Origin of the sequence: Thauera sp. (assembly GCF_047601425.1) — a bacterium.
Classification (GTDB): domain Bacteria; phylum Pseudomonadota; class Gammaproteobacteria; order Burkholderiales; family Rhodocyclaceae; genus Thauera.
Genome location: NZ_JASGJL010000002.1, coordinates 19,291 through 40,497, shown reverse-complemented (window position 1 = coordinate 40,497; position 21,207 = coordinate 19,291). Strand labels below are relative to the sequence as shown.

Below are 21,207 nucleotides of genomic sequence, written 5' to 3'. Positions count from 1 at the left end.
CAACGAGAAAGTTTGTATGCAAACCGAAATTTTTGCCGGATGTCTCCGGCGTGAGGCGGAACGGGCGTCAGTCGTCCTTGTAGGGTCCTGCGCCGAGTCCAATGGGGGCGGGCGCAGCGGCGACCAGCTTGGAGAAGATGCGGCCGAAGTCCTCCTGCCCGCCCGCGTTGCGCGTGCCGCCCATCGGGTCGCGGTTGGCGGCGAAGCCGGCATCGGCGCGCGCCCAGTCCTCGGGCGTGAGATGCTTGATCAGCAGCGGAATGACCTCGCGCTCCTCGGTCATCATGTGCAGGCGGTAGAACTCGGCATAGGCGTCGAAGGCCTCGCTGAAGCCCTCGAAGCCACAGGGCTCGCCCGCCTGGTAGCGCGCCAGCGCGGCTTCCAGCGTCTTGATGCGGGCGTCCGCTTCGGCGTGCTCCCGCCCCAGGTGGGCCAGCACTTCCGCCCCTTCCCGGGTGCGCGCCATCAGCGGCCCGAAGAGGAACTCGTCCTCCTTCGGGTGGTGGCGCTTCTCGGGGTAGGCGTCCAGGTATTCGACCATCGCCTTCAGCAGCTTCTGATCCGGCTCGAGCCGGCCTTCGCCGATCTCCTTGATCATGTAGCGGATGGCGTGAATGATCGCCGCCAGCGACTGGTGTTCGTCCATCAAGATGCGCATCGCTTCCATCGGTCTCTCCTTGCCCGGCGCGCTCAGGTCGCCAGCATGTCCTGGTGCTTGCCGAAGCCCAGATAGGCTTCGATGACGCGGGGGTCGTCCGCCAGCAGGTGCGCCGGCCCTTCCATCGCCACCTGCCCGGTCTCGAGCACGTAGGCGTAGTCGGCCACCTGCAGCGCCGCGCGCGCGTTCTGCTCGACCAGCAGGATCGACACCCCCCGCCGGCGCAGCTCGGCGATGATGCGGAAGATCTCCCGCACGATCAGCGGCGCCAGCCCCAGGCTCGGTTCGTCGAGCATCAGCAGCTTGGGCTTGGCCATCAGCGCGCGGCCCACCGCCAGCATCTGGCGCTCGCCGCCCGACATGGTGCCGGCGGCCTGGTCGCGGCGCTCCTTCAGGCGCGGGAACAGCGCATAGACCTCTTCCAGCGTCTGTCCGTGGTCGCGCTTGCCCATCCGGTAGCGCTGGAAGGCGCCGAGCACGAGGTTGTCCTCGACGCTCATCTCGCCGAAGAGCTCGCGCTTCTCCGGCACCAGGTTCATGCCGCGCGCGACCATGCGCTCGACCTCGGGCACGACTTCCAGCGTGCCGTCGAAGGCGACCTTGCCCTTGGAGCCGAGCACCCCCATGATCGCCGACAGCATCGTCGTCTTGCCCGCGCCGTTGGGGCCGATCACGGTGACGATCTGGCCTTCGCCCACGGTCAGGCTGGCGTTGGTGAGCGCCTCGACCTTGCCGTAGGAGACGCAGAGGTCCTTGACCTCCAGCACCGGCTTCGCGGCGCCGGCATTGCTGTGTGCGTTCATTCCACACCTCCCAGATAGGCTTCGAGCACCGCCGGGTTCTTCTGGATCTCGTCGGGCAGGCCTTCGGCGATCTTCTGCCCGAACTCCATCACCACCACCCGATCGACCAGGTTCATGACGAAGTCCATGTCGTGCTCGACGATCAGCGTCGCCATGCCCTCGGAACGCAGCTTGCGCAGCAGATCGCCCAGCGCCTGCTTCTCCTTCAGCCGCAGGCCGGCGGCCGGCTCGTCGAGCAGCAGCAGGCAGGGGTCGGCGCACAGCGCGCGGGCAATTTCCAGGATGCGCTGCTGGCCGAGCGCGAGGCTGCCCGCCTCTTCGTACATGTGCTCCTTCAGGCCCACGCGTTCGATCTGCCAGGCCGCTTCCTTCAGGATGCGCGCTTCCTCGGCGCGGTCCAGGCGCCAGGCCGAGCTGAGCACGCCCTTGCCGCTTCTGAGGTGCGCGCCGATGGCGACGTTCTCGAGCACCGTCATCGTCGGCAGCAGCTTCACGTGCTGGAAGGTGCGGCTCATGCCCATGCGGGCGATCTCGCGCGAGTCGTGGCCCGCCACCGGCTTGCCGAGGAACAGCACTTCGCCCGAGGTCGGCGTGTCGACGCCCGAGATCTGGTTGAACATCGTGCTCTTGCCCGCGCCATTGGGCCCGATGAGCGCCAGAATCTCGCCGGCGCGCACTTCCAGGCTCATGTCGTTGTTCGCCACCAGGCCGCCGAACTTGCGCGTGACGTTCTTCGCTTCGAGGATCAGCTCGCCCGCCTTGGGCAGCGTGCGGCGCGGCAGCACTTCGGCCGATTCGTCGATCTTCTTGTTCACCACCGGCATCGGCGCCAGCTTCCTGAGGATGGGCCACAGCCCTTCGCGGGCGCGGTGCAGCACCAGCACCATCAGGATGCCGAACACGATCATCTCGAAGTTGCCGTTGGCGCCGAGCAGAGCGGGCAGCCAGTCCTGCAGCCACTGCTTGAGCACGGTGATGACGCCCGCGCCGACGATCGCGCCCCAGACGTAGCCGGCGCCGCCGACCACCGCCATGAACAGGTACTCGATGCCGATGTGCACGCCGAACGGGGTCGGGTTCACGAAGCGCTGCATGTGCGCGTACAGCCAGCCCGAGGCACAGGCGAGCAGCGCGGCGATGACGAAGATGATCATGCGCGAGCGCGAGGTGTCCACCCCCATCGCTTCGGCCATCACCCGACCGCCCTTGAGCGCCCGGATGGCGCGGCCTTCGCGCGAGTCGAGCAGGTTGTGCGTGGTGAGCATCGCCAGCAGCAGGAAGGCCCAGATCAGGTAGTAGATCTCGCTGCCTTCGTCCAGCGTCCAGCCGAACAGCTCGATCGGCGGAATGCCCGAGATGCCGGTGTGGCCGCCCAGGCTTTCCATCGTGCCGAACAGAAAGTACAGGCTGATGCCCCAGGCGATCGTGCCCAGCGGCAGGAAGTGGCCCGACAGCTTCAAGGTCAGCGAGCCCAGGATCAGCGCCACGGTGGCGGTGAGGATCAGGCCCGCGACCAGCGTCAGCCACGGCGACGCCCCCACCCAGGCCAGCCAGCCCGGCAGATCGGCCGCCGTGGTCAGCGCCGCGGTGGTGTAGGCGCCCAGGCCAACGAAGGCCGCCTGGCCGAAGCTGGTCAGGCCGCCCACGCCGGTCAGCAGCACCAGCCCGAGCGCCACCATCGCATACAGCCCGATGTAGTTCAGCAAGGTGACGTAATACGGCGACAGGATCGCCGGCACGGCCAGCAGCAGCGCGAGGAAGGCGCCGAGCACCAGACGGTCGGTTCTCATTCTTCTTCCTCCACGTGGTGGCTACGCAGCGAGCGCCACAGCAGCACGGGAATGATCAGGGTGAACACGATGACTTCCTTGTAGGCACTGGCCCAGAACGAGGCGAAGGCTTCGAGCAGGCCCACCACCAGCGCGCCCAGCGCCGCCAGCGGGTAGCTCGCCAGCCCGCCGATGATCGCGGCAACGAAGCCCTTGAGCGCGATCAGAAAGCCGGTGTCGTAGTAGATGGTGGTGATCGGCGCGATCAGCACCCCCGAGAGCGCGCCGATGAAGGTGGCGAGAAAGAAGGTGAGCTTGCCCGCGAGCGCCGGCGAGATGCCCATCAGCTGCGCGCCCACGCGGTTGATCGCCGTCGCGCGCAGCGCCTTGCCGTAGATCGTGCGCTCGAAGAACTGGTACAGCGCGACGATCAGCAGCGCCGACACCACCAGCACCCACAGCGTCTGCCCGGAAACCATCAGCGGACCGAGCTCGAAGCTGGCGTCGCTGAAGGACGGCGTGCGCTGGCCTTCGGCGCCGAAAAACAGCAGGCCCAGGCCCGCCATCGCGATGTGCAACGCCACCGACACGATCAGCAGGATCAGCACCGGCGCCGAGGCGATCGGCTGGTACATCAGCCGGTACATCATCGGGCCCATCGGCACCACGATCGCCAGCGTCAGCAGCACCTGCGCGAACAGCGGCAGTTCATTGGCCGGCAACGCCCAAAGCAGCCCCGCCAGCGCCAGCGGGTAGGCCAGGTTCCAGAGCGCCACCATACAGGCGCGCCGCACCTGGCCCGCCTTGAGCGCGCGGCCGGCGTCCAGCACCGTCACCAGACCCCCCATCGCCACCAGCAGCCACACCGTGGCCGGCACCGTGCCCGCCTGCATCATCGCCAGCGTCAGCGCACCGTAGGCAACAAACTCGCCCTGCTGGACGAAAATCACCCGCGTGACCGCAAACACCAGCACCAGCGCAAGCGCAAGCAGCGCGTAGATCGCACCGTTGGTGATCCCGTCCTGGCCAAGGATCAATGCAATTGACATATCCATGGATCGTCTCCACTGGCCGTCGGACGACGCCAGCCGGAAAGGGGAAAGCCATGCCGGTTGTGCGGCATGGACGGGTACGCCCTCAGCGGACGCACCCGTAGCACGAGAGAAGCGACCGAGTTACTTGAGCAGCGACCAGGTGCCGTTGCGGATCTCGATCATGACGCGCGAACGCTCGTCGAGACCGAGGTGATCATCGGCACTCATGGTGAAGATGCCGGTGGCGCCCGGCACTTCCTTGACCTTCTCGAGCGCATCGCGCAGCGCGGCACGGAACTCGGCGGTGCCCGGCTTGGCGGTCTTCAGCGCTTCCGGCACGGCGGCCTGCAGCAGCACGCCGGCATCCCAGGCATAGGCACCGAAGCTCGACACCGAACCGGCGCCATTGGCGGCTTCGTACTTCTCCACGTAGGCCAGCGCGCTGGCCTTCACCGGGTTGCTGTCGGGCAGGCTGCGTGCCATCTGCACCGGACCGACCGGCAGCAGCGTGCCTTCGCAGTCCTTGCCGCAGATGCGCAGGAAGTCGTTGTTGGCGACGCCGTGGGTCTGGTAGATCGGGCCCTTGTAGCCGCGCTCGCGCAGCGTCTTCTGCGGCAGCGCCGCAGGCGTGCCCGAACCGGCGATGAACACCGCGTCGGCCTTGGACGACATCAGCTTCAGCGCCTGGCCGGTGACCGAGGTGTCAGCCGGATTGAAACGCTCGTTGGCAGCGATCTTGATGCCGGCTTCGTCGGCGAGCTGCTTGAACTGCTCGTACCAGCCTTCGCCGTAGGCATTGGCGAAGCCGATGAAGGCCACCGACTTGACCTTGTTGGCGGCCATGTGCTCGATGATCGCCGACCCCATCTGGCGGTCGTTCTGCGGCGTCTTGAACACCCAGTATTTCTTGTCGTCCAAGGGCGCGACGATGCGGGCCGAAGCAGCCATCGAGATCATCGGCGTCTTGGTCTCCGCGGCGACGTCGACCATGGCCAGCGACGGAGGGCTGGTGGTGGAGCCGATCAGCACGTCGACCTGGTCTTCGGCCACCAGCTTGCGCGTGTTCTTGACCGCGGTGGTGGTGTCGGACGCATCGTCCAGCACGATGTAGCGCACCGTCTCGCCGCCGATGGTGGTCGGCAGCAGCGACACGGTGTTGCGCTCGGGAATGCCGAGCGAGGCGGCAGGACCGGTGGCCGACAGCACGACGCCGACCTTGATCTCGGCCTGGGCGGCAGTGGCGGCGAATGCGAGGCCGATTGCGGCCAGCAGGGTGTGACGCAGTTTCATGTCTTCTCCTCCGTTATGGATGTAATCAGCCAGCGTGGCTTCGCGACGGCACACCTCATCCGCCTCAGCATGGATACCAATGGAATCCAAGAAATTCTGAATAACGGAAGAGATTTCGCTTATTAGAAATGATACAAAACATCGCGTCAAGCTGAAATTTTGTATCGCTTGAGACCTGTGACACGCACGCCAGCCCGCGCCATGGAGAAGACGGCCAACGCTGCCTCTCAGCCCTGCTCCAGCGTGGCGCCGAGGCGGCGCGAAAGATCGGCCGCGGTGCGCCGCAGCACGGCCAGCGTGGCGCCATCGGGCGTCAGATCCATCGCTCCCTCGACACCGACGATCGCGATCGCCATCGTGATCTCGTTGTCGAAATTGAACACCGGCACCGCTGCCGCCTCGACGCCATGTGCAAAGTAGTCGCCGGTGATGACAGCCAGCCCTTCCTCGCGCACCTTCGCCAGCAAGGCACGGGCATCATCCATCGTGCTGACACCGGCCGGCGCCTTGCCCCGCTCGAGTTCGCTCTCTATCAGCGCCGCGGTCTGCCGTTCGGGCAGCCAGGCGGCGAATACCCGCCCACCCGCCGAGCGCAGCAGACTGAGGCTGGTGCCGGTCACGACGTTGACCGTGATCGGACGGCGCGGACGTTCCCAGCGTACCACCACCGGACCGCCGTCACCCCACACCGACAGCGCCACCGTCTCGTTGGTGGCGTCGCGCAAGTCGTTGATCGCCGCCAGGCCGAGGCGGATGCGGTCCACACGGTCGAGCGCGACCAGGCCGAGATTCAGCGCGAAGGCGCCGAGGTCGTAGCGCGATGTCAGGCGATCCTGCTCGACCAGGCCGCTGCGGATCAGGCTGACGAGATAGCGATGGGCCTTCGACGGCGGCATGCTGGCCGCCTGGGCGATCTCCTTGAGCATCATCGAGCGCCGGCCGGTGACCATCGCGCGCAGAATGCTCATGCCCACTTCGAGCGATTGAACCCCATGCTTGCCTTCCAGTTCGTCGTTCGCCGTGTTCATCGGAGCTGTTCCTTACTGAAGAAATGGTTTATTTATATGTAACCCAATTCAGGAGAGTACGCGTGATCAAGCCCGAACTGAAGGTTTACGCCATCGACGGCATCGTCCCGGTCGTCGACCCGAGCGCCTACGTCCACCCTTCGGCGATCCTGATCGGCGACGTCATCGTCGGCCCCGGCTGCTACGTCGGCCCCTGTGCCAGCCTGCGCGGCGACTTCGGCCGCCTGATCCTGGAACGCGGCTCGAACCTGCAGGACACCTGTGTCATGCACGGCTTCCCGGGCACCGACACGGTGGTGGAAGAGGACGGCCACATCGGCCACGGCGCCGTGCTGCACGGCTGCCGCGTCGGGCGCAATGCGCTGATCGGCATGAATGCGGTGATCATGGACAACGTGGTGATCGGCGAAGCCTCCATCGTCGCGGCGTCGGCCTTCATCAAGGCCGGCGTCGAGATTCCGCCGCGCGTGCTGGTCGCCGGCGTACCGGCCAAGATCATCCGTCCCCTCAGCGAGGAAGAGATCCGCTGGAAATCCGAGGGTACCGGCACCTATCAGGACCTGACGCGGCGCTGCCTGCAGAGCCTGTACGAGACGACGCCGCTGACGGCGGTCGAGCCCGGCCGCAAGCGCATCGAGATGCCTGACGTGGTGCCGCTGGTCGAGGCCAAGAAGCGCGAAAGTTGAAGGGGGTGACGTGCAACCGACGCGTGCCACGAACTCCGCGCATACGACCGCCCCGCGGAAACAGCACCGCCGTCGCTCAGACCGGCAGTGCGAGCGGGTCGGCGTCGCGGAAGCGCTCGTGCAGCCGCGCCGAAGCTTCGGGCACCGAGCCGTCGGCCAGTTGGAGGCAGGCGTCGAGATGGCGCTCGGAGCCGGCCAGCAGGCGGCGATAAAGCTCACGGCACAGCAGCCGCGCCTGCTGCCCGGGCCAGTCGACCGGCAGCAACACGTCGGGCAGCTCCGGATCGCGCAGCAGCAGGCGGCGGTAGTCGTGGATCAGCAGCACGCGCAGCAGGAAGGCGGTTTCGTCGGCAAGCTCGAAGCTGCCGTCGCGCAGCGAACCCAGGACAGGTTGATAGCGCGTCAGAAACGCACGGTACAGGCCCGCCAGATACGCCAGATCCCAGGCCGAACGCACCATCGCGGCGTCGCTGGCAGCGGTGCCGAGCGTCGCATCGGCCGCCACCAGCGGCTTCAGACGGTCGAGCAGGCCACCCAGCCCTTCGGCCGCCAGCGCATCGAAGACGGTGATCAGATCGACCCCGGGATGCACGAAGCAGTCGTTGCTGAGCGAGCCGAAGCCATGCCACGACAAGGCCTTGCGCAGGCGCTCGCGGTCCTTTGCCGCCAGTTCGCCAACAGTGATGATCAGGCGCCAGCGGCGGTCCCACTGCGGCGCCGCCGAGGCATAGATCAGGCGCGAGGCTTCGTCGATGCGCTGCTCGCCAGCGGCAGTCAGCAGGTAGTTGGTACGCCGTCCCGAGCGCTCGCTTGCCAGCCACTCGTCACGCACGAGGCGGAACACGGCGGTCCGCACCAGCCGCTCCTTGAGCCCGAGCGGCTCGAGCAGGCGGATCAGGCTCCCCAGCCAGATGCGCCCGCCCCTCGGCTGCACTGCATCCCCGAACACCGAGACGATCAGGGAGCCCGCATGCACGCGGTCCTGGCGACGAAAGTCGTCAAGCAGCAATTGCGGAGAGTTGGACACGGCGAGAGGCGCTGCGACGGAATTCATGACGGGCGCGAAGTCTATCGGTTTCAGTGCCTTGCGCATAGCCGGCCCCCTTGCCACCGGCTCCCTGCCGGCGCCGGCACTGCATTCCATTCCTTCCTGGCCTCTGCTCCCGCCATGGCCGCAGCGCAGGATGGGTTATCCATCAAAAATGATACATATAAATCAAAAATACAAACTTTGCGGTATCGCTACAAGCACAAAAAATCCCCATACAAAACTTCTATAAATGACAATTGGTTTAGTGTTGCGTAAAAATCATCGATTTAATTATTTGTTTTTATTGAAATTTTGATTTATGTAATCGATTTCGTATAGAAGAAATCGAGCCTGAAGCTCCAGATTTCAACGATACGACACCTTGACCATTCATGATCTCATTTGTATCGTTTATACGCAGAACAACCCGCCCGGAGAGAGACGCATGAGCCACCCCCTTCTTGAAAAGCACCAAGCCACCCTCGATGGCGCGCTGAACGCAATCGCAACGCGCGGCTACTGGACGCCGTTCCCTGAAATGCCCAGCCCGAAGCTGTATGGCGAAACCGCGCCCGACGACGGCAAGCGTGCTTTCGAAGCTCACCTGGGCAAGACCTTCGAGCTGGACCAGCCCGGCCAGACCGGCGTGCTCGGCAGCGAAGCCTCGCCCTACGGCATCGCGCTCGACGTCAGCTACCCGGTGTGCGAGCCCGAAGCGCTGATCGCCGCCGGCACCGCAGCGATGAAGGGCTGGCAGGCCGTCGGCGCCGACGGCCGCACCGGCATCTGTCTGGAAATCCTCGCCCGCCTCAACGCGCAGAGCTTCGAGATCGCCCACGCGGTGATGATGACCACCGGCCAGGGCTGGATGATGGCCTTCCAGGCCGGCGGCCCGCACGCCCAGGACCGCGGCCTCGAAGCCGTCGCCTACGCCTGGCGCGAGCAAAGCTTCGTGCCCGCCGACACCACCTGGGAAAAGCCGCAGGGCAAGAACCCCCCGCTGGTCATGAAGAAGCATTACCAGATCGTCGGCCGCGGCGTCGGCCTGGTGATCGGCTGCGGCACCTTCCCGACCTGGAACACCTATCCCGGCCTGTTCGCCGCACTCGCCACCGGCAACGCCGTCATCGTCAAGCCGCACAGCAACGCCATCCTGCCGGCGGCGATCACCGTGCGCACGATCCGCGCCGTGCTGGCCGAGAACGGCATCGACCCCAACCTGGTCACGCTCTGCGTCGCGCCGCAGCGCAGCGCCACCCAGGCGCTCGCCACCCACCCGGCGGTGAAGTCGATCGACTTCACCGGCAGCAACGTCTTCGGCCAGTGGCTGATCGACAACTGCCGCCAGGCCCAGGTCTATGCCGAGCTGGCCGGCGTCAACAACATCGTCATCGACTCGACCGACGCCTACAAAGCGATGCTGGGCAATCTCGCCTTCACGCTGTCGCTGTACTCCGGCCAGATGTGCACCACCTCGCAGGCGATCTTCGTGCCCGCCGGCGGCATCGACACCGACGAAGGCCACAAGAGCTACGACGAGGTCTGCGCCGACCTGGCCAAGTCGGTCGAACGCTTCCTCTCCAAGCCCGAAGTCGCCCATGCCGTGCTCGGCGCGATCCAGTCCAGCGCCACCGCCGAACGCATCGATATCGCCAACGGCGGCGAGCTCGGCCGCGTCGTGCTGGCCTCGCAGCGCCTCGACAACCCGGACTTCCCCGCCGCGACCGTGCGCACCCCGGTGCTGCTGGCCTGCGACGCCGGCGACGAGAAGGCCTACATGGAAGAACGCTTCGGCCCGATCAGCTTCATCGTCAAGACCGCCGACACCGCCGCCGCGATCGCGCTCTCCGAGCGCGTCGTCAGCACCCACGGCGCGCTCACCGTCGGCCTCTACTCGACCCGCCAGGACGTCATCGACGCCATGACCGAAGCCACCTGGCGCAGCAAGGTCGCGCTGTCGATCAACCTCACCAGCGGCGTGTTCGTGAACCAGTCGGCGGCCTTCTCCGACTACCACGGCACCGGCGGCAACCCCGCGGCCAACGCCTCGTACTCGGATTCGGCCTTCGTCGCCAACCGCTTCCGTGTCGTCCAGCGCCGTTACCACGCCTGAGAGGAAACGATGGAATACAACAACATCCTCTTCAGCGCCGACAACGGCATCGCCCGCCTGACGCTGAACCGCCCGGACAAGCTCAACAGCTTCACCGGCGAGATGCACGCCGAGCTGCGCGATGCGCTCGATACCATCCAGGCCGACAAGTCGGTGCGCGTGCTGGTGCTGAGCGGCGCCGGCCGTGCCTTCTGCGCCGGCCAGGACCTGGCCGACTCCGAGATGGCAGTGCAGCCCGACGGCCGCCCGGCCGACATCGGCGACGTCGTCGAACGCAACTACAAGCCGCTGGTGCTGCGCCTGCAGAGCCTGCGCGTGCCGACCATCGCCGCGGTCAACGGCATCGCCGCCGGCGCCGGCGCCAGTGTCGCGCTGGCCTGCGACCTGGTGCTGGCAACGCGCTCGGCGTCCTTCCTGCAGGCCTTCAGCAAGATCGGCCTGGTGCCCGACACCGGCAGCACCTGGTTCCTGCCGCAGCGTGTCGGCATGGCGCGGGCGATGGGCCTGGCCATGCTTGCCGACAAGCTGCCCGCCGAGAAGGCCGCGGAATGGGGCCTGATCTGGGAAGTCTGCGACGACGCCGAATTCGCCGCCAAGGTCGATGCGCTGGCCGCAAAGCTCGCCGCGATGCCGACCAAGGCGCTGGTGCGCACCCGCCAGGCCATGCACGCCGCGCCGGGCCACACGCTGGAACAGCAGCTTTCGTTCGAAGGCGGCTTCATGCGCGAACTCGGCTGGTGCCACGACTACGCCGAAGGCGTCGCCGCCTTCATGGAAAAGCGCGCGCCGCGCTTCACCGGAGAATGAGCGTGAGCGACGCCCACAACACTCAAGCACGTGCCACACCGCTCGCGCCCTCGGCCGTCGTCGCGGTGGTCGGCGCCGGCGCCATGGGCGCCGGCATCGCCCAGGTGGCGGCCGCGGCCGGCCACGTCGTCAAGCTCGTCGATGCGCGCGAAGGCGCTGCCGCCACGGCCATCGACGGCATCCGCGCGCAATACCGCAAGCTCGCCGACAAGGGCCGCATGACGGCCGAGGCCGCCGAAGCCGCTGGCCAGCGCTTGGTTGCCGCCAGCGGCCTCGGCGATCTGGCCGATGCCGCGCTGGTGGTCGAAGCCATCGTCGAGAATCTCGACGCCAAGCGCACGCTGTATCGCGAGCTGGAAGCCGTCGTCGGCGACGACTGCATCTTCGGCACCAACACCTCGTCGATCTCCGTGACCTCGATCGGCGCGACGCTGCGCCGCCCCGAGCGCCTCGCCGGCCTGCACTTCTTCAACCCGGCACCGCTGATGGCGCTGGTCGAGATCGTCTCCGGCCTCGCCACCGACAAGGCCGTCGCCGACACCCTGTTCGCCACCGCCGCAGCCTGGGGCAAGACGCCGGTGCATGCGCGCTCGACGCCGGGCTTCATCGTCAACCGCGTCGCCCGCCCCTACTACGCCGAAGCGCTGCGCGTGCTCAACGAAGGCGGCGCCGACTGTGCCACCCTCGACGCGCTGATGCGCGACTGCGGCGGCTTCCGCATGGGGCCGTTCGAACTGATGGACATGATCGGCCACGACGTCAATTTCGCCGTCACCCGCTCGGTCTGGAACGCCTTTTACAACGACCCGCGCTTCACCCCCTCGCTGATCCAGCAGGAGCTGGTCGATGCCGGCTTCTTCGGCCGCAAGAGCGGACGCGGCTTCTTCGACTATCGCGACGGCGCCACCCGCCCCGCGCCGAAAGAAGCGGTGGCGCAGAGCACGCCGACCGACATCGTGCTGCACGGCCAGTCGGCCGCCGCCCACGCGCTGGCCGACCGCCTGTTCGAGCGCGGCATCGCCTGTCGCTGGAGCGAAGGCAACGAGGGCGCGGACGGCCGCATCGCCGAAGCCGGCGGCGCGGTGCTGTACGTCACCGACGGCCGCAGCGCCACCCAGCGCGCGGCCGAACTCGGTATCGCCAACGTCGTCCTGATCGACCTCGCCATCGACTACGCCAGCGCCTCGCGCATCGCCGTCGGCGCGGCGATCAATGCCTGGGCACCGGCCATCGGCGCCGCCATCGGCCTGCTGCAGGCGGCCGGCTTCGCCGTCTCGCGCCTGAACGACATTCCCGGCCTGATGGTGATGCGCACCGTCGCCATGCTCGCCAACGAAGCCGCCGACGCGGTGAACCAGGGTGTCTGCGACGCGCGCGGCGCCGACTCGGCGATGCGGCTCGGCGTCAATTACCCGCGCGGGCCGCTCGAATGGGCCGACCGCGTCGGCCTGCCGGCGATCCGCGACGTGCTCGCCAACCTCGCCCGCTTCTATGGCGAAGACCGCTACCGCGTCTCGCCGCTGATCCAGCAACACGTCTTCGCCGGAAAGAACATCCATGACTGACACCCAGCCCCTCCCCACCGATCCGCAGGCGCTCGCCGAAGCCGTCGCCGCCGCGATGTGGTCGCGCGACCGCGCCGCCCAGGCGCTCGGCATGCGCATCGACAGCGTCGCCCCCGGCCGCGCCACCTTGAGCATGCCGGTGCGCAGCGACATGGTGAACGGCCACCACATCTGCCACGGCGGCCTGATCTTCACGCTCGCCGACACCGCCTTCGCCTACGCCTGCAACGCCTACAACCGCAACACCGTGGCCTCGGGCTGCAGCATCGACTTCGTCGCCCCCGGCAAGGAAGGCGACACGCTGAGCGCCGAGGCGGTCGAGCGTGCGCTGGCGGGCCGCACCGGCGTCTATGACATCACCGTGCGCAACAGTGCCGGCGGCATCGTCGCCCTGTTCCGCGGCAAGAGCTACCGCATCGCCGGCGAGGTCATCCCCGGCAACGAACCGCAAAGCTGAACCCGGCCACCCCAGAAGAGAAAACGAGAGGAGAGAACACCATGCCCGTGAAGAGCCCCAGCCCCGGCGACCTCGAGCCGATCGAAAGCGCCAGCCGCGACGAGATTTCCGCGCTGCAGTTGCAGCGCCTGCAATGGTCGGTGCGCCACACCTACGACAACGTCGAGCCCTACCGCCGCAAGTGCGAGGAAGCCGGCGTGCATCCCGACGACCTGAAATCGCTGCAGGATCTCGCCAAATTCCCCTTCACCGTCAAGACCGACCTGCGCGACCACTACCCCTTCGGCCTGTTCGCCGTGCCGCGCAACAAGCTTGCCCGCCTGCATGCCTCGAGCGGCACCACCGGCAAGTCGGTGGTGGTCGGCTACACCCGCAGCGACCTCGACAACTGGGCCGACCTGATCGCCCGCTCGCTGCGCGCGGGCGGCGTGCGCGCCGGCGACATGGTGCATAACGCCTACGGCTACGGCATGTTCACCGGCGGCCTCGGCGCCCACTACGGCATCGAGCGCGCCGGCTGCACCGTGGTGCCGATGTCCGGCGGCCAGACCGAAAAGCAGGTTCAGCAGATCCTGGACTTCCGCCCCGACGCGATCATGGTCACGCCGTCCTACTCGCTGGTGATCGCCGAGGAGTTCGAGCGCCTGAACATCGCCCCCGAAGACATCTCGCTGAAGGTCGGCATCTTCGGCGCCGAACCCTGGGGCGAAGGCATGCGCACCGAGATCGAGCGCAAGCTCGGCATCGACGCGATCGACATCTACGGCCTCACCGAAGTCATGGGCCCGGGCGTGGCCTGCGAATGCATCGAGACCAAGGACGGCCCGGTGATCTGGGAAGACCACTTCTACCCCGAGATCATCGACCCCGAGACCGGCGAGGTGCTGCCGGACGGCGAGGAAGGCGAGCTGGTGTTCACCTCGCTGACCAAGGAAGCCTTCCCGGTCATCCGCTACCGCACCCGCGACCTCACCCGCCTGCTGCCGCCGACCGCGCGCTCCTTCCGCCGCATCGGCAAGATCACCGGGCGCTCGGACGACATGCTGATCGTGCGCGGCGTGAACGTGTTCCCGACCCAGATCGAGGAACAGATCCTGCGCGACCCGCGCCTGTCGGGCAACTACCAGATCGTGCTGAGCCGCGACGGCCACCTCGACAACGTCGAGATCCGCTGCGAAGTCCAGCGCGAGCTGTCGGGCAAGCTCAGCCGCAACGACGTCGAGACCATCGCCCGCACGCTGCAGCAGCACATCAAGACCATCATCGGCATCAGCACCAAGGTGAACGTGATGGAATTCGACACCATTCCGCGCACGCTGACCGGCAAGGCACGCCGTGTCATCGACCAGCGTCCGAAGCAACTGTAAGGAGTTGGCGATGAACGAAGCCTCCCTGTCCCAAGCCTATATCTGCGACGCCATCCGCACCCCGATCGGCCGCTACGGCGGCACCCTTGCCAGCGTGCGCGCCGACGACCTCGGCGCCGTGCCGCTGAAGGCGCTGATGGCACGCAACCCGCAGGTCGAACTGGACCGCGGTCAACGACATCATCTACGGCTGCGCCAACCAGGCCGGCGAGGACAACCGCAACGTCGCACGCATGTCCGGCCTGCTCGCCGGGCTGCCGATCGAAGTGCCCGGCACCACCGTCAACCGCCTGTGCGGCTCCGGCATGGACGCCGTCGGCCTCTCCGCGCGCTCGATCAAGGCCGGCGAAGCCGGACTGATGATCGCCGGCGGCGTCGAGAGCATGTCGCGCGCGCCCTTCGTCATGGGCAAGGCCGAAAGCGCCTTCTCGCGCAGCGCCGCGATCCACGACACCACGATCGGTTGGCGCTTCATCAACCCGCTGATGAAGAAGCTCTACGACACCCATTCGATGCCGCAGACGGCGGACAACGTCGCGGCCGACTTCGGCATCTCGCGCGCCGACCAGGACGCCTTCGCGCTGCGCTCGCAGCAGCGCTGGGCCGCCGCCCAGGCCGCCGGCCGCTTCGCCGACGAACTGGTGCCGGTCGAGATTCCGCGCAAGAAAGGCGAGCCGCTCGTGTTCGACACCGACGAGCACCCGCGCCCCGACACCACGCTGGAAACCCTGGCGAAGCTGAAAGGCGTCGAACGGCCCCGACCTCACCGTCACCGCCGGCAACGCCTCGGGCGTCAATGACGGCGCCTGCGCGCTGCTGCTGGCCTCGGAAGCCGCCGCCGCCCGCCATGGCCTGACGCCGCGCGCCCGCGTCGTCGGCATGGCCACCGCCGGCGTCGCGCCGCGGATCATGGGCTTCGGCCCGGCGCCGGCGGTGCGCAAGGTGCTGGCGCAGACCGGCCTGACGCTGCAGCAGATGGACGTCATCGAGCTCAACGAAGCCTTCGCCGCGCAGGCCCTCGCCGTGCTGCGCGACCTCGGCCTCGCCGACGACGAAGCCCGCGTCAATCCCAACGGCGGCGCCATCGCCCTCGGCCACCCGCTGGGCATGAGCGGCGCCCGCCTGGTGACCACCGCCGCCTACGAGCTGCAGCGCCGCAACGGCCGCTACGCCCTCTGCACGATGTGCATCGGCGTCGGCCAGGGCATCGCGCTGATCATCGAGCGCGTGTGAGGCGCGAGGACAAGGCCATGAGCTACGAAACCCTCGACATCGAACGCAAGGGCGCGGTGGCGACGATCTGGATGGACCGCCCCGAGGTCTTCAACGCCTTCGACGAACGCCTGATCGCCGAACTCGACGCCGCCTGCGCCGAGCTCGACGGCGACGCTGACGTGCGCGTGGTGGTGCTCGGCGGCCGCGGCCGGCATTTTTCCGCCGGCGCCGACCTCAACTGGATGCGCCGCGCCGCCGCCAGCACCGAGCAGGAGAACCTGGCCGACTCGCGCCGCTTCGCCGCCATGCTGCGCCGCCTGGCAGGACTGTCGAAACCGAGCATCGCCCGCGTGCAGGGCGCCGCGCTCGGCGGCGGCACCGGCTTGGCCGCCGCCTGCGACATGGCGATCGCGGCCGACGATGCCAGCTTCTCCACCTCGGAGGCCCGCTTCGGCATCATCCCGGCGGTGATCAGCCCCTACGTGCTGCGCGCCATCGGCCCGCGCCACGCGCTGCGCTACTTCCAGAGCGCCGAGCGTTTCGACGCGACCGAAGCGAAGTCGATCGGCCTGGTCAACGACGTCGTCGCGGCCGACCAGCTCGATACCGCGATCGACCGCCTGGTGCAGGCCCTGCTGGCCTGCGGGCCGCAGGCCCAGTTCGCCGCCAAGCAGTTGGTCAGCGCCATCGACGGGCGCGCCATCGACGAAGCGGTCGGCGAGGAAACCGCCATCCGCATCGCCCGCCAGCGCAGCACCGACGAAGCACGCGAAGGCTTCGCCGCCTTCTTCGAGAAACGCCCGCCGGCATGGATGGCGGATTGAGGGTAAACGCGGACCACGCCCGCGGCCCGCAGCATCCCGTTCCGGCACGGCCGGAACGGCATTTGCCAGGAGGAAACACATGTACACCCAAGCAATGGACATTCCGGACGAGTCTGGAAACCCCGGCGGCAAAAAACTCAGCGTCGTGCCCCCGCCGCAGAGCGAGCAGGAAGCCGCGTTCGAAGCCCGCATCGACGCCGACGGCCGCATCGAGCCGCAGGACTGGATGCCCGAGGCCTACCGCAAGACCCTGGTGCGCCAGATCAGCCAGCACGCCCATAGCGAGATCGTCGGCATGCTGCCGGAAGGCAACTGGATTTCGCGCGCGCCCAGCCTGAAGCGCAAGGCGATCCTGATCGCCAAGGTCCAGGACGAAGGCGGCCACGGCCTCTACCTGTACTCCGCCGCCGAGACCCTGGGCACCAGCCGCGGCGACATGATCGACGGGCTGCACAGCGGCAAGGCCAAGTACAGCTCGATCTTCAACTACCCGACGCTGAACTGGGCCGACGTCGGCGTGATCGGCTGGCTGGTCAACGGCGCCGCGATCATGAACCAGATCCCGCTGTGCCGCTGCTCCTACGGCCCCTATGCGCGCGCCATGATCCGCGTGTGCAAGGAGGAATCCTTCCACCAGCGCCAAGGCTACGAAGCCCTGCTGGTGATGATGAAGGGCAGCGAAGCGCAGCGCCGCATGGTGCAGGACGCGGTCAACCGCCTGTGGTGGAAGTGCCTGGCGATGTTCGGGCCGCCGGACGCCGACAGCCCGCACAGCGCGCAGGGCATGCGCTGGGGCATCAAGCGCATCAGCAACGACGAACTCCGGCAGAAGTTCATCGACGCCACCGTGCCGCAGGCCAAGGTGCTCGGCGTGACCCTGCCCGACCCCGAGCTGAAGTGGAACGAGGAGCGCGGCCACCACGACTACGGCCAGATCGACTGGCAGGAATTCTGGAACACCGTCGAGGGCAACGGCCCCTGCAACAAGGAACGCCTGGCCACCCGGGTCAAGGCACACAAGGATGGCCAGTGGGTCCGCGACGCGGCCCTGGCACACGCACAAAAGCAACGCGCACGCGCAGACAAGGAGGCAGCATGAACACCCCCGCACTCAAGGATTGGCCGCTCTGGGAAGTCTTCGTCCGCAGCAAGCAAGGCCTCGAGCACAAGCACTGTGGCAGCCTGCACGCGGCCGATGCCGCGCAGGCGCTGCACATGGCGCGCGACGTCTACACCCGCCGCCAGGAAGGCGTGAGCATCTGGGTCGTGCCTTCGGCCTCGATCACCGCCAGCAACCCGGACGACAAGGGCGAGCTGTTCGACCCCGCCGCGGACAAGATCTACCGCCACCCGACCTTCTACGAAATTCCTGAAGAAGTGGGGCACATGTAATGAGCACCGTACCCAACAACTATCTGCTGCACCTGGCGGACAACGCCGTGGTGCTCGGCCAGCGCGACGCCGAGTGGTGTGGCCACGGCCCGATCCTGGAAGAAGACCTCGCGCTCGCCAACGTCAGCCTCGACCTGATCGGCCAGGCCCGCCTGCTCTACCAACTCGCCGCGACGCGCATCGGCAACGGCGCCACCGAGGATTCGCTGGCCTACTTCCGCGACGACACCGAGTTCCGCAACTACACCCTGGTGGAGCTGCCCAACCACGGCGCGCTGGTCGGCTATGCCGCCTCGGACCGCGACTACGCCACCACCATCGTGCGCAACTTCCTCTACAGCGCGCTGATGGTGCTGGTGTGGGATTCGCTGCAGCAGTCGTCCGATGCCGACCTGGCCGCCATCGCCGCCAAGTCGCTGAAGGAGGCGCGCTACCACCTGCACCACGCCGCCGACTGGGTGGTGAAGTTCGGCGACGGCACGGATGAATCGCACGCCCGCGCCCAGGCCGCGCTCGACCACCTGCTCCCCTACACGGAAGAGTTCTGGACGCCGAGCGCGATCGAGGACGCCGCCATCGCCAGCGGCGCTGCCATCGACGTGCGCACGCTGCGCGCCGCATGGGACGCCATCGTCGCCGACACCCTGGCCGAAGCCACGCTGAAGCGGCCCGAAGTGCGCGGCTACGTGCCGGAAGGCAAGCACGGCCGCCATTCCGAGCACCTCAGCTATCTGCTGGGCGAAATGCAGGGCCTGGCCCGCGCCCACCCCGGCGCCACCTGGTAAGGCAGACCGCCATGCACGCCACGATCGACGACGTCTGGGCCGCCCTCGACCATCTGACCGACCCGGAGATCCCGGTGGTCACGCTGCGCGAGCTGGGCATCCTGCGCGACATCCGCGAAACCGCGAACGGCATCGAGGTGGTCATCACCCCGACCTACAGCGGCTGCCCGGCGATGGGCCAGATCGAGGACGACGTGCGTGCAAGCCTGCAGCAGGCCGGCATCGAGGCACGCGTGATCACGCAGCTCGCGCCGGCCTGGACCACCGACTGGATGAGCGAGGAGGCCAAGGCCAAGCTGCGCGCCTACGGCATCGCACCGCCGCACACCACCTCCCGCGACACCAGCGTGGTCAAGTTCGTGCGCCGCGCCGACACCCGGCCGGTGGCCTGTCCGCAGTGCGGCTCGACCAACACCGCCCTGAGTTCGCAGTTCGGTTCCACCGCATGCAAGGCGCTTTACAAGTGCCTCGACTGCCAGGAACCCTTCGACTACTTCAAACCCTACTGACGCCGGAGCCAAACGCCATGTCAGCACTCCGTTTCCAAGAACTCGCCGTCAAGCGCGTGAGCCCCGAGGCCGCCGGCGCCGTGGCGATCACCTTCGACATCCCCGCCGCCGAGCGCGAGCGCTTCAACTTCGAGCCGGGCCAGTTCCTGACCCTGCGCGCCACCATCGACGGCCAGGACGTGCGCCGCAACTACTCGATCAGCAGTCCGCGCAGCCGCCTCGCCCGCAACGGCGAGCTCGAGGTGGGCATCCGCCCGGTCGAGGGCGGCCTGTTCTCGAACTGGGCCGCGCGCGCCCTCAAGGCCGGCGACACGCTGCAGGTGATGCCGCCCGACGGCCGCTTCGTGATCAGGAAGAAGCGCGCCATCCACCGCGTCGGCTTCGCCGCCGGCTCGGGCATCACCCCCATCCTGTCGATCGCCGCGACCACCCTCGAAGAGCAGCCGGACTCCAAGTTCACGCTGATCTACGGCAACCGCCGCATGTCCACGGTGATGTTCAACGAGGCCCTGCAGGACCTCAAGGACCGCTACCGCGACCGCCTGACGATGATCCACGTGCTGTCGCGCCAGGCCCAGGAAGTCAACCTGCTGCAAGGCCGCATCGACGGCGCCAAGGTGCGCGAGATCATCGCCGCGCTGCTGCCGGTGGGCAGCATGGACGAGGTCTTCATCTGCGGCCCCGACGCGATGATCAGCGACACCGAGAACGCGCTGGTCGAAGCCGGCGTGCCCACCGACCGCATCCGCACCGAACGCTTCACGGCCAACCTGCCCGCCGGCGCCCACCCGGTCGGCGCCTCCAGCACTGCCGAGGCGGTGGCCAGCGCGGCCAAGGACATCACGATGACCTTGATCCTCGACGGCAAGGAGCACGAGATCGCCATCGGCCCGGACGAGCACCTGCTCGACGCCGCGCTGAATGCCGGCCTCGACCTGCCCTTCTCGTGCAAGGCCGGCGTCTGTTGCACCTGCCGCGCCAAGGTGCAGGAAGGCGAAGTCGTCATGGACAAGAACTTCACCCTCGAACAGGCCGAAGTCGCTCAGGGTTTCGTGCTGAGCTGCCAGGCCCGCGCCACCACCAAGCAGCTCAGGATCAGCTTCGACGAGCGCTGAGCGCCACCCCCTCTTCTTCCACTTCCCGCTGCGGCCGTTTCGACGGCCGCTTTTTTTCGTTCAGGCCGCGGGCCGCTTGGCCCTGAACTGCACGCCAGGCAGGCCCTCGAAGTCGGCATCCTGTGTCCAGACGGTGGCCGAACCGGCCTGCGCAGTGGCATAGATGATGCTGTCGGCCAGCGGCAGCTTATGACGCAAGCCCAGGGCAGCGGCGCGCAGCGCCAGCGCCGCATCCAGTTCGACGATTCGGCCCTGCTGCATCACCGCCACACATTGCAGCGCAGCACCTTCATCGCGCTGCTGGGCGACACGCTTGAACACTTCGAACAGCGTGATCGCAGGCACCAGCAACTCGTGTGGCGCCTCGATGGCCGGCGCGAATTCGTCCGCATTCGGGCCATCGGCAAAGTATTCGAGCCAGGCTGAGGAGTCGACTACATTCATACCCGGTCAGCCCCGTCGCGCATCACGCTGGTGTCGATGCCACGCAACGAACCGCGCAGGTTGCGTGCGGGCTGCTGCGGGATGAACTCAACCCGGTTTTCGTACTGCACGACCTGCATCTTCAGACCGGGAACCAGCCCCAGCGACTCCCGCACGGCCTGGGGAATGACAACCTGGAATTTCGGCGAGACAGTAACGGCATCCATGAAAAGACCTCGATCGCTAATCTGTAAAACTCCTATCCGAACGATAGCACAATCTGTATCCCGCCCTGATTCATGATACAAATCATGCAACTCAATAAGTTTTTTTGGTA

At 67.3% G+C, this 21,207-nt stretch carries 21 protein-coding genes and 1 pseudogene; 13 read left to right on the top strand and 9 right to left on the bottom strand.

Going from position 1 to position 21,207, the window contains the following annotated elements; genetic code table 11:
* Nucleotides 1-67: 67 nt before the first annotated feature.
* From QM748_RS16665 to QM748_RS16640, 6 genes are all read right to left on the bottom strand, one after another.
* Nucleotides 68-667, bottom strand: a complete 600-nt coding sequence (locus QM748_RS16665; protein ID WP_415247831.1) for a hemerythrin domain-containing protein — start codon at nt 665-667, stop codon at nt 68-70.
* Between the two features lie 23 nt (nt 668-690).
* Nucleotides 691-1,461: an ABC transporter ATP-binding protein gene (locus QM748_RS16660; protein WP_415247830.1), complete on the bottom strand. Its 771-nt coding sequence runs from the start codon at nt 1,459-1,461 to the stop codon at nt 691-693.
* Nucleotides 1,458-3,251: an ABC transporter permease subunit gene (locus tag QM748_RS16655; protein WP_415247829.1), complete on the bottom strand. Its 1,794-nt coding sequence runs from the start codon at nt 3,249-3,251 to the stop codon at nt 1,458-1,460. Before QM748_RS16655 ends, QM748_RS16660 begins: the two co-directional genes overlap by 4 nt.
* Complete coding sequence (locus QM748_RS16650; protein ID WP_415247828.1) at nt 3,248-4,285, bottom strand: branched-chain amino acid ABC transporter permease; 1,038 nt, start codon at nt 4,283-4,285, stop codon at nt 3,248-3,250. Before QM748_RS16650 ends, QM748_RS16655 begins: the two co-directional genes overlap by 4 nt.
* Nucleotides 4,286-4,405: 120 nt before the next feature.
* Nucleotides 4,406-5,554, bottom strand: a complete 1,149-nt coding sequence (locus tag QM748_RS16645) for an ABC transporter substrate-binding protein (RefSeq protein ID WP_415248121.1) — start codon at nt 5,552-5,554, stop codon at nt 4,406-4,408.
* Between the two features lie 227 nt (nt 5,555-5,781).
* Nucleotides 5,782-6,582, bottom strand: coding sequence for an IclR family transcriptional regulator (locus tag QM748_RS16640; RefSeq protein WP_415248120.1), 801 nt, complete (start codon nt 6,580-6,582; stop codon nt 5,782-5,784).
* A 62-nt stretch (nt 6,583-6,644) separates the two neighbouring features.
* Between QM748_RS16640 and paaY the strand changes: the two genes are divergently transcribed.
* Entirely contained in the window at nt 6,645-7,268 is a 624-nt protein-coding gene (gene paaY / locus QM748_RS16635; RefSeq protein ID WP_415248119.1) for a phenylacetic acid degradation protein PaaY, read from the top strand.
* 76 nt (nt 7,269-7,344) lie between these two features.
* Here paaY and paaX read toward each other — a convergent pair whose 3' ends face one another.
* Nucleotides 7,345-8,322 carry a phenylacetic acid degradation operon negative regulatory protein PaaX gene (gene paaX / locus QM748_RS16630; protein WP_415248118.1) on the bottom strand — a complete coding sequence of 326 codons (978 nt, stop codon included), beginning with the start codon at nt 8,320-8,322 and terminating at the stop codon, nt 7,345-7,347.
* 421 nt (nt 8,323-8,743) lie between these two features.
* Between paaX and paaN the strand changes: the two genes are divergently transcribed.
* The 12 genes and pseudogenes from paaN to QM748_RS16570 all read left to right on the top strand — a co-directional run bounded on the left by paaN (nt 8,744) and on the right by QM748_RS16570 (nt 20,447).
* On the top strand, nt 8,744-10,411 hold the full coding sequence (gene paaN, locus QM748_RS16625) for a phenylacetic acid degradation protein PaaN (RefSeq protein ID WP_415248117.1): 1,668 nt from the start codon (nt 8,744-8,746) through the stop codon (nt 10,409-10,411).
* A gap of 9 nt (nt 10,412-10,420) precedes the next feature.
* The gene (paaG, locus tag QM748_RS16620; protein ID WP_415248116.1) at nt 10,421-11,218 is read left to right on the top strand and encodes a 2-(1,2-epoxy-1,2-dihydrophenyl)acetyl-CoA isomerase PaaG; all 798 of its coding nucleotides are present in this window, start codon (nt 10,421-10,423) and stop codon (nt 11,216-11,218) included.
* Nucleotides 11,215-12,783, top strand: a complete 1,569-nt coding sequence (gene paaH / locus QM748_RS16615) for a 3-hydroxyacyl-CoA dehydrogenase PaaH (RefSeq protein ID WP_415248115.1) — start codon at nt 11,215-11,217, stop codon at nt 12,781-12,783. Before paaG ends, paaH begins: the two co-directional genes overlap by 4 nt.
* Nucleotides 12,776-13,240, top strand: a complete 465-nt coding sequence (gene paaI / locus QM748_RS16610) for a hydroxyphenylacetyl-CoA thioesterase PaaI (RefSeq protein WP_415248114.1) — start codon at nt 12,776-12,778, stop codon at nt 13,238-13,240. Before paaH ends, paaI begins: the two co-directional genes overlap by 8 nt.
* Nucleotides 13,241-13,281: 41 nt before the next feature.
* On the top strand, nt 13,282-14,607 hold the full coding sequence (paaK, locus tag QM748_RS16605; RefSeq protein WP_415248113.1) for a phenylacetate--CoA ligase PaaK: 1,326 nt from the start codon (nt 13,282-13,284) through the stop codon (nt 14,605-14,607).
* A gap of 25 nt (nt 14,608-14,632) precedes the next feature.
* A pseudogene (gene pcaF / locus QM748_RS16600) lies at nt 14,633-15,840 on the top strand (3-oxoadipyl-CoA thiolase).
* A 17-nt stretch (nt 15,841-15,857) separates the two neighbouring features.
* Nucleotides 15,858-16,646, top strand: a complete 789-nt coding sequence (locus QM748_RS16595) for an enoyl-CoA hydratase/isomerase family protein (RefSeq protein ID WP_415248112.1) — start codon at nt 15,858-15,860, stop codon at nt 16,644-16,646.
* Between the two features lie 79 nt (nt 16,647-16,725).
* A complete protein-coding gene (gene paaA / locus QM748_RS16590; RefSeq protein ID WP_415248111.1) occupies nt 16,726-17,745 on the top strand; it encodes a 1,2-phenylacetyl-CoA epoxidase subunit PaaA in 1,020 nt (339 codons plus the stop codon).
* Nucleotides 17,742-18,038, top strand: a complete 297-nt coding sequence (gene paaB, locus QM748_RS16585; RefSeq protein ID WP_068639468.1) for a 1,2-phenylacetyl-CoA epoxidase subunit PaaB — start codon at nt 17,742-17,744, stop codon at nt 18,036-18,038. Before paaA ends, paaB begins: the two co-directional genes overlap by 4 nt.
* Nucleotides 18,038-18,823, top strand: a complete 786-nt coding sequence (paaC, locus tag QM748_RS16580; RefSeq protein ID WP_415248110.1) for a 1,2-phenylacetyl-CoA epoxidase subunit PaaC — start codon at nt 18,038-18,040, stop codon at nt 18,821-18,823. Before paaB ends, paaC begins: the two co-directional genes overlap by 1 nt.
* Before the next feature lie 11 nt (nt 18,824-18,834).
* Complete coding sequence (gene paaD / locus QM748_RS16575; protein ID WP_415248109.1) at nt 18,835-19,332, top strand: 1,2-phenylacetyl-CoA epoxidase subunit PaaD; 498 nt, start codon at nt 18,835-18,837, stop codon at nt 19,330-19,332.
* Between the two features lie 17 nt (nt 19,333-19,349).
* Nucleotides 19,350-20,447, top strand: a complete 1,098-nt coding sequence (locus QM748_RS16570; protein WP_415248108.1) for a 2Fe-2S iron-sulfur cluster-binding protein — start codon at nt 19,350-19,352, stop codon at nt 20,445-20,447.
* 60 nt (nt 20,448-20,507) lie between these two features.
* Here the strand turns inward: QM748_RS16570 and QM748_RS16565 are convergent, their stop codons facing one another.
* A complete protein-coding gene (locus QM748_RS16565; protein WP_415248107.1) occupies nt 20,508-20,891 on the bottom strand; it encodes a type II toxin-antitoxin system VapC family toxin in 384 nt (127 codons plus the stop codon).
* Nucleotides 20,888-21,097 (bottom strand): AbrB/MazE/SpoVT family DNA-binding domain-containing protein, encoded by a 210-nt coding sequence (locus QM748_RS16560; protein WP_415248106.1) that lies wholly within the window; start codon nt 21,095-21,097, stop codon nt 20,888-20,890. The genes QM748_RS16565 and QM748_RS16560 overlap by 4 nt, the downstream gene beginning before the upstream one ends.
* Nucleotides 21,098-21,207 lie beyond the last annotated feature (110 nt).

Bases quoted from the DNA above. Each gene is read 5' to 3' on its own strand.
- QM748_RS16560 (WP_415248106.1), bottom strand. From the start codon at position 21,097: ATGGATGCCGTTACTGTCTCGCCGAAATTCCAGGTTGTCATTCCCCAG.
- QM748_RS16595 (WP_415248112.1), top strand. From the start codon at position 15,858: ATGAGCTACGAAACCCTCGACATCGAACGCAAGGGCGCGGTGGCGACG.
- QM748_RS16645 (WP_415248121.1), bottom strand. From the start codon at position 5,554: ATGAAACTGCGTCACACCCTGCTGGCCGCAATCGGCCTCGCATTCGCC.
- paaH (WP_415248115.1), top strand. From the start codon at position 11,215: ATGAGCGTGAGCGACGCCCACAACACTCAAGCACGTGCCACACCGCTC.
- paaN (WP_415248117.1), top strand. From the start codon at position 8,744: ATGAGCCACCCCCTTCTTGAAAAGCACCAAGCCACCCTCGATGGCGCG.
- paaB (WP_068639468.1), top strand. From the start codon at position 17,742: ATGAACACCCCCGCACTCAAGGATTGGCCGCTCTGGGAAGTCTTCGTC.
- QM748_RS16650 (WP_415247828.1), bottom strand. From the start codon at position 4,285: ATGGATATGTCAATTGCATTGATCCTTGGCCAGGACGGGATCACCAAC.
- paaG (WP_415248116.1), top strand. From the start codon at position 10,421: ATGGAATACAACAACATCCTCTTCAGCGCCGACAACGGCATCGCCCGC.
- QM748_RS16655 (WP_415247829.1), bottom strand. From the start codon at position 3,251: ATGAGAACCGACCGTCTGGTGCTCGGCGCCTTCCTCGCGCTGCTGCTG.
- QM748_RS16640 (WP_415248120.1), bottom strand. From the start codon at position 6,582: ATGAACACGGCGAACGACGAACTGGAAGGCAAGCATGGGGTTCAATCG.
- paaK (WP_415248113.1), top strand. From the start codon at position 13,282: ATGCCCGTGAAGAGCCCCAGCCCCGGCGACCTCGAGCCGATCGAAAGC.
- paaX (WP_415248118.1), bottom strand. From the start codon at position 8,322: ATGAATTCCGTCGCAGCGCCTCTCGCCGTGTCCAACTCTCCGCAATTG.
- paaD (WP_415248109.1), top strand. From the start codon at position 18,835: ATGCACGCCACGATCGACGACGTCTGGGCCGCCCTCGACCATCTGACC.
- paaA (WP_415248111.1), top strand. From the start codon at position 16,726: ATGTACACCCAAGCAATGGACATTCCGGACGAGTCTGGAAACCCCGGC.
- paaC (WP_415248110.1), top strand. From the start codon at position 18,038: ATGAGCACCGTACCCAACAACTATCTGCTGCACCTGGCGGACAACGCC.
- QM748_RS16570 (WP_415248108.1), top strand. From the start codon at position 19,350: ATGTCAGCACTCCGTTTCCAAGAACTCGCCGTCAAGCGCGTGAGCCCC.
- QM748_RS16660 (WP_415247830.1), bottom strand. From the start codon at position 1,461: ATGAACGCACACAGCAATGCCGGCGCCGCGAAGCCGGTGCTGGAGGTC.
- QM748_RS16665 (WP_415247831.1), bottom strand. From the start codon at position 667: ATGGAAGCGATGCGCATCTTGATGGACGAACACCAGTCGCTGGCGGCG.
- paaI (WP_415248114.1), top strand. From the start codon at position 12,776: ATGACTGACACCCAGCCCCTCCCCACCGATCCGCAGGCGCTCGCCGAA.
- QM748_RS16565 (WP_415248107.1), bottom strand. From the start codon at position 20,891: ATGAATGTAGTCGACTCCTCAGCCTGGCTCGAATACTTTGCCGATGGC.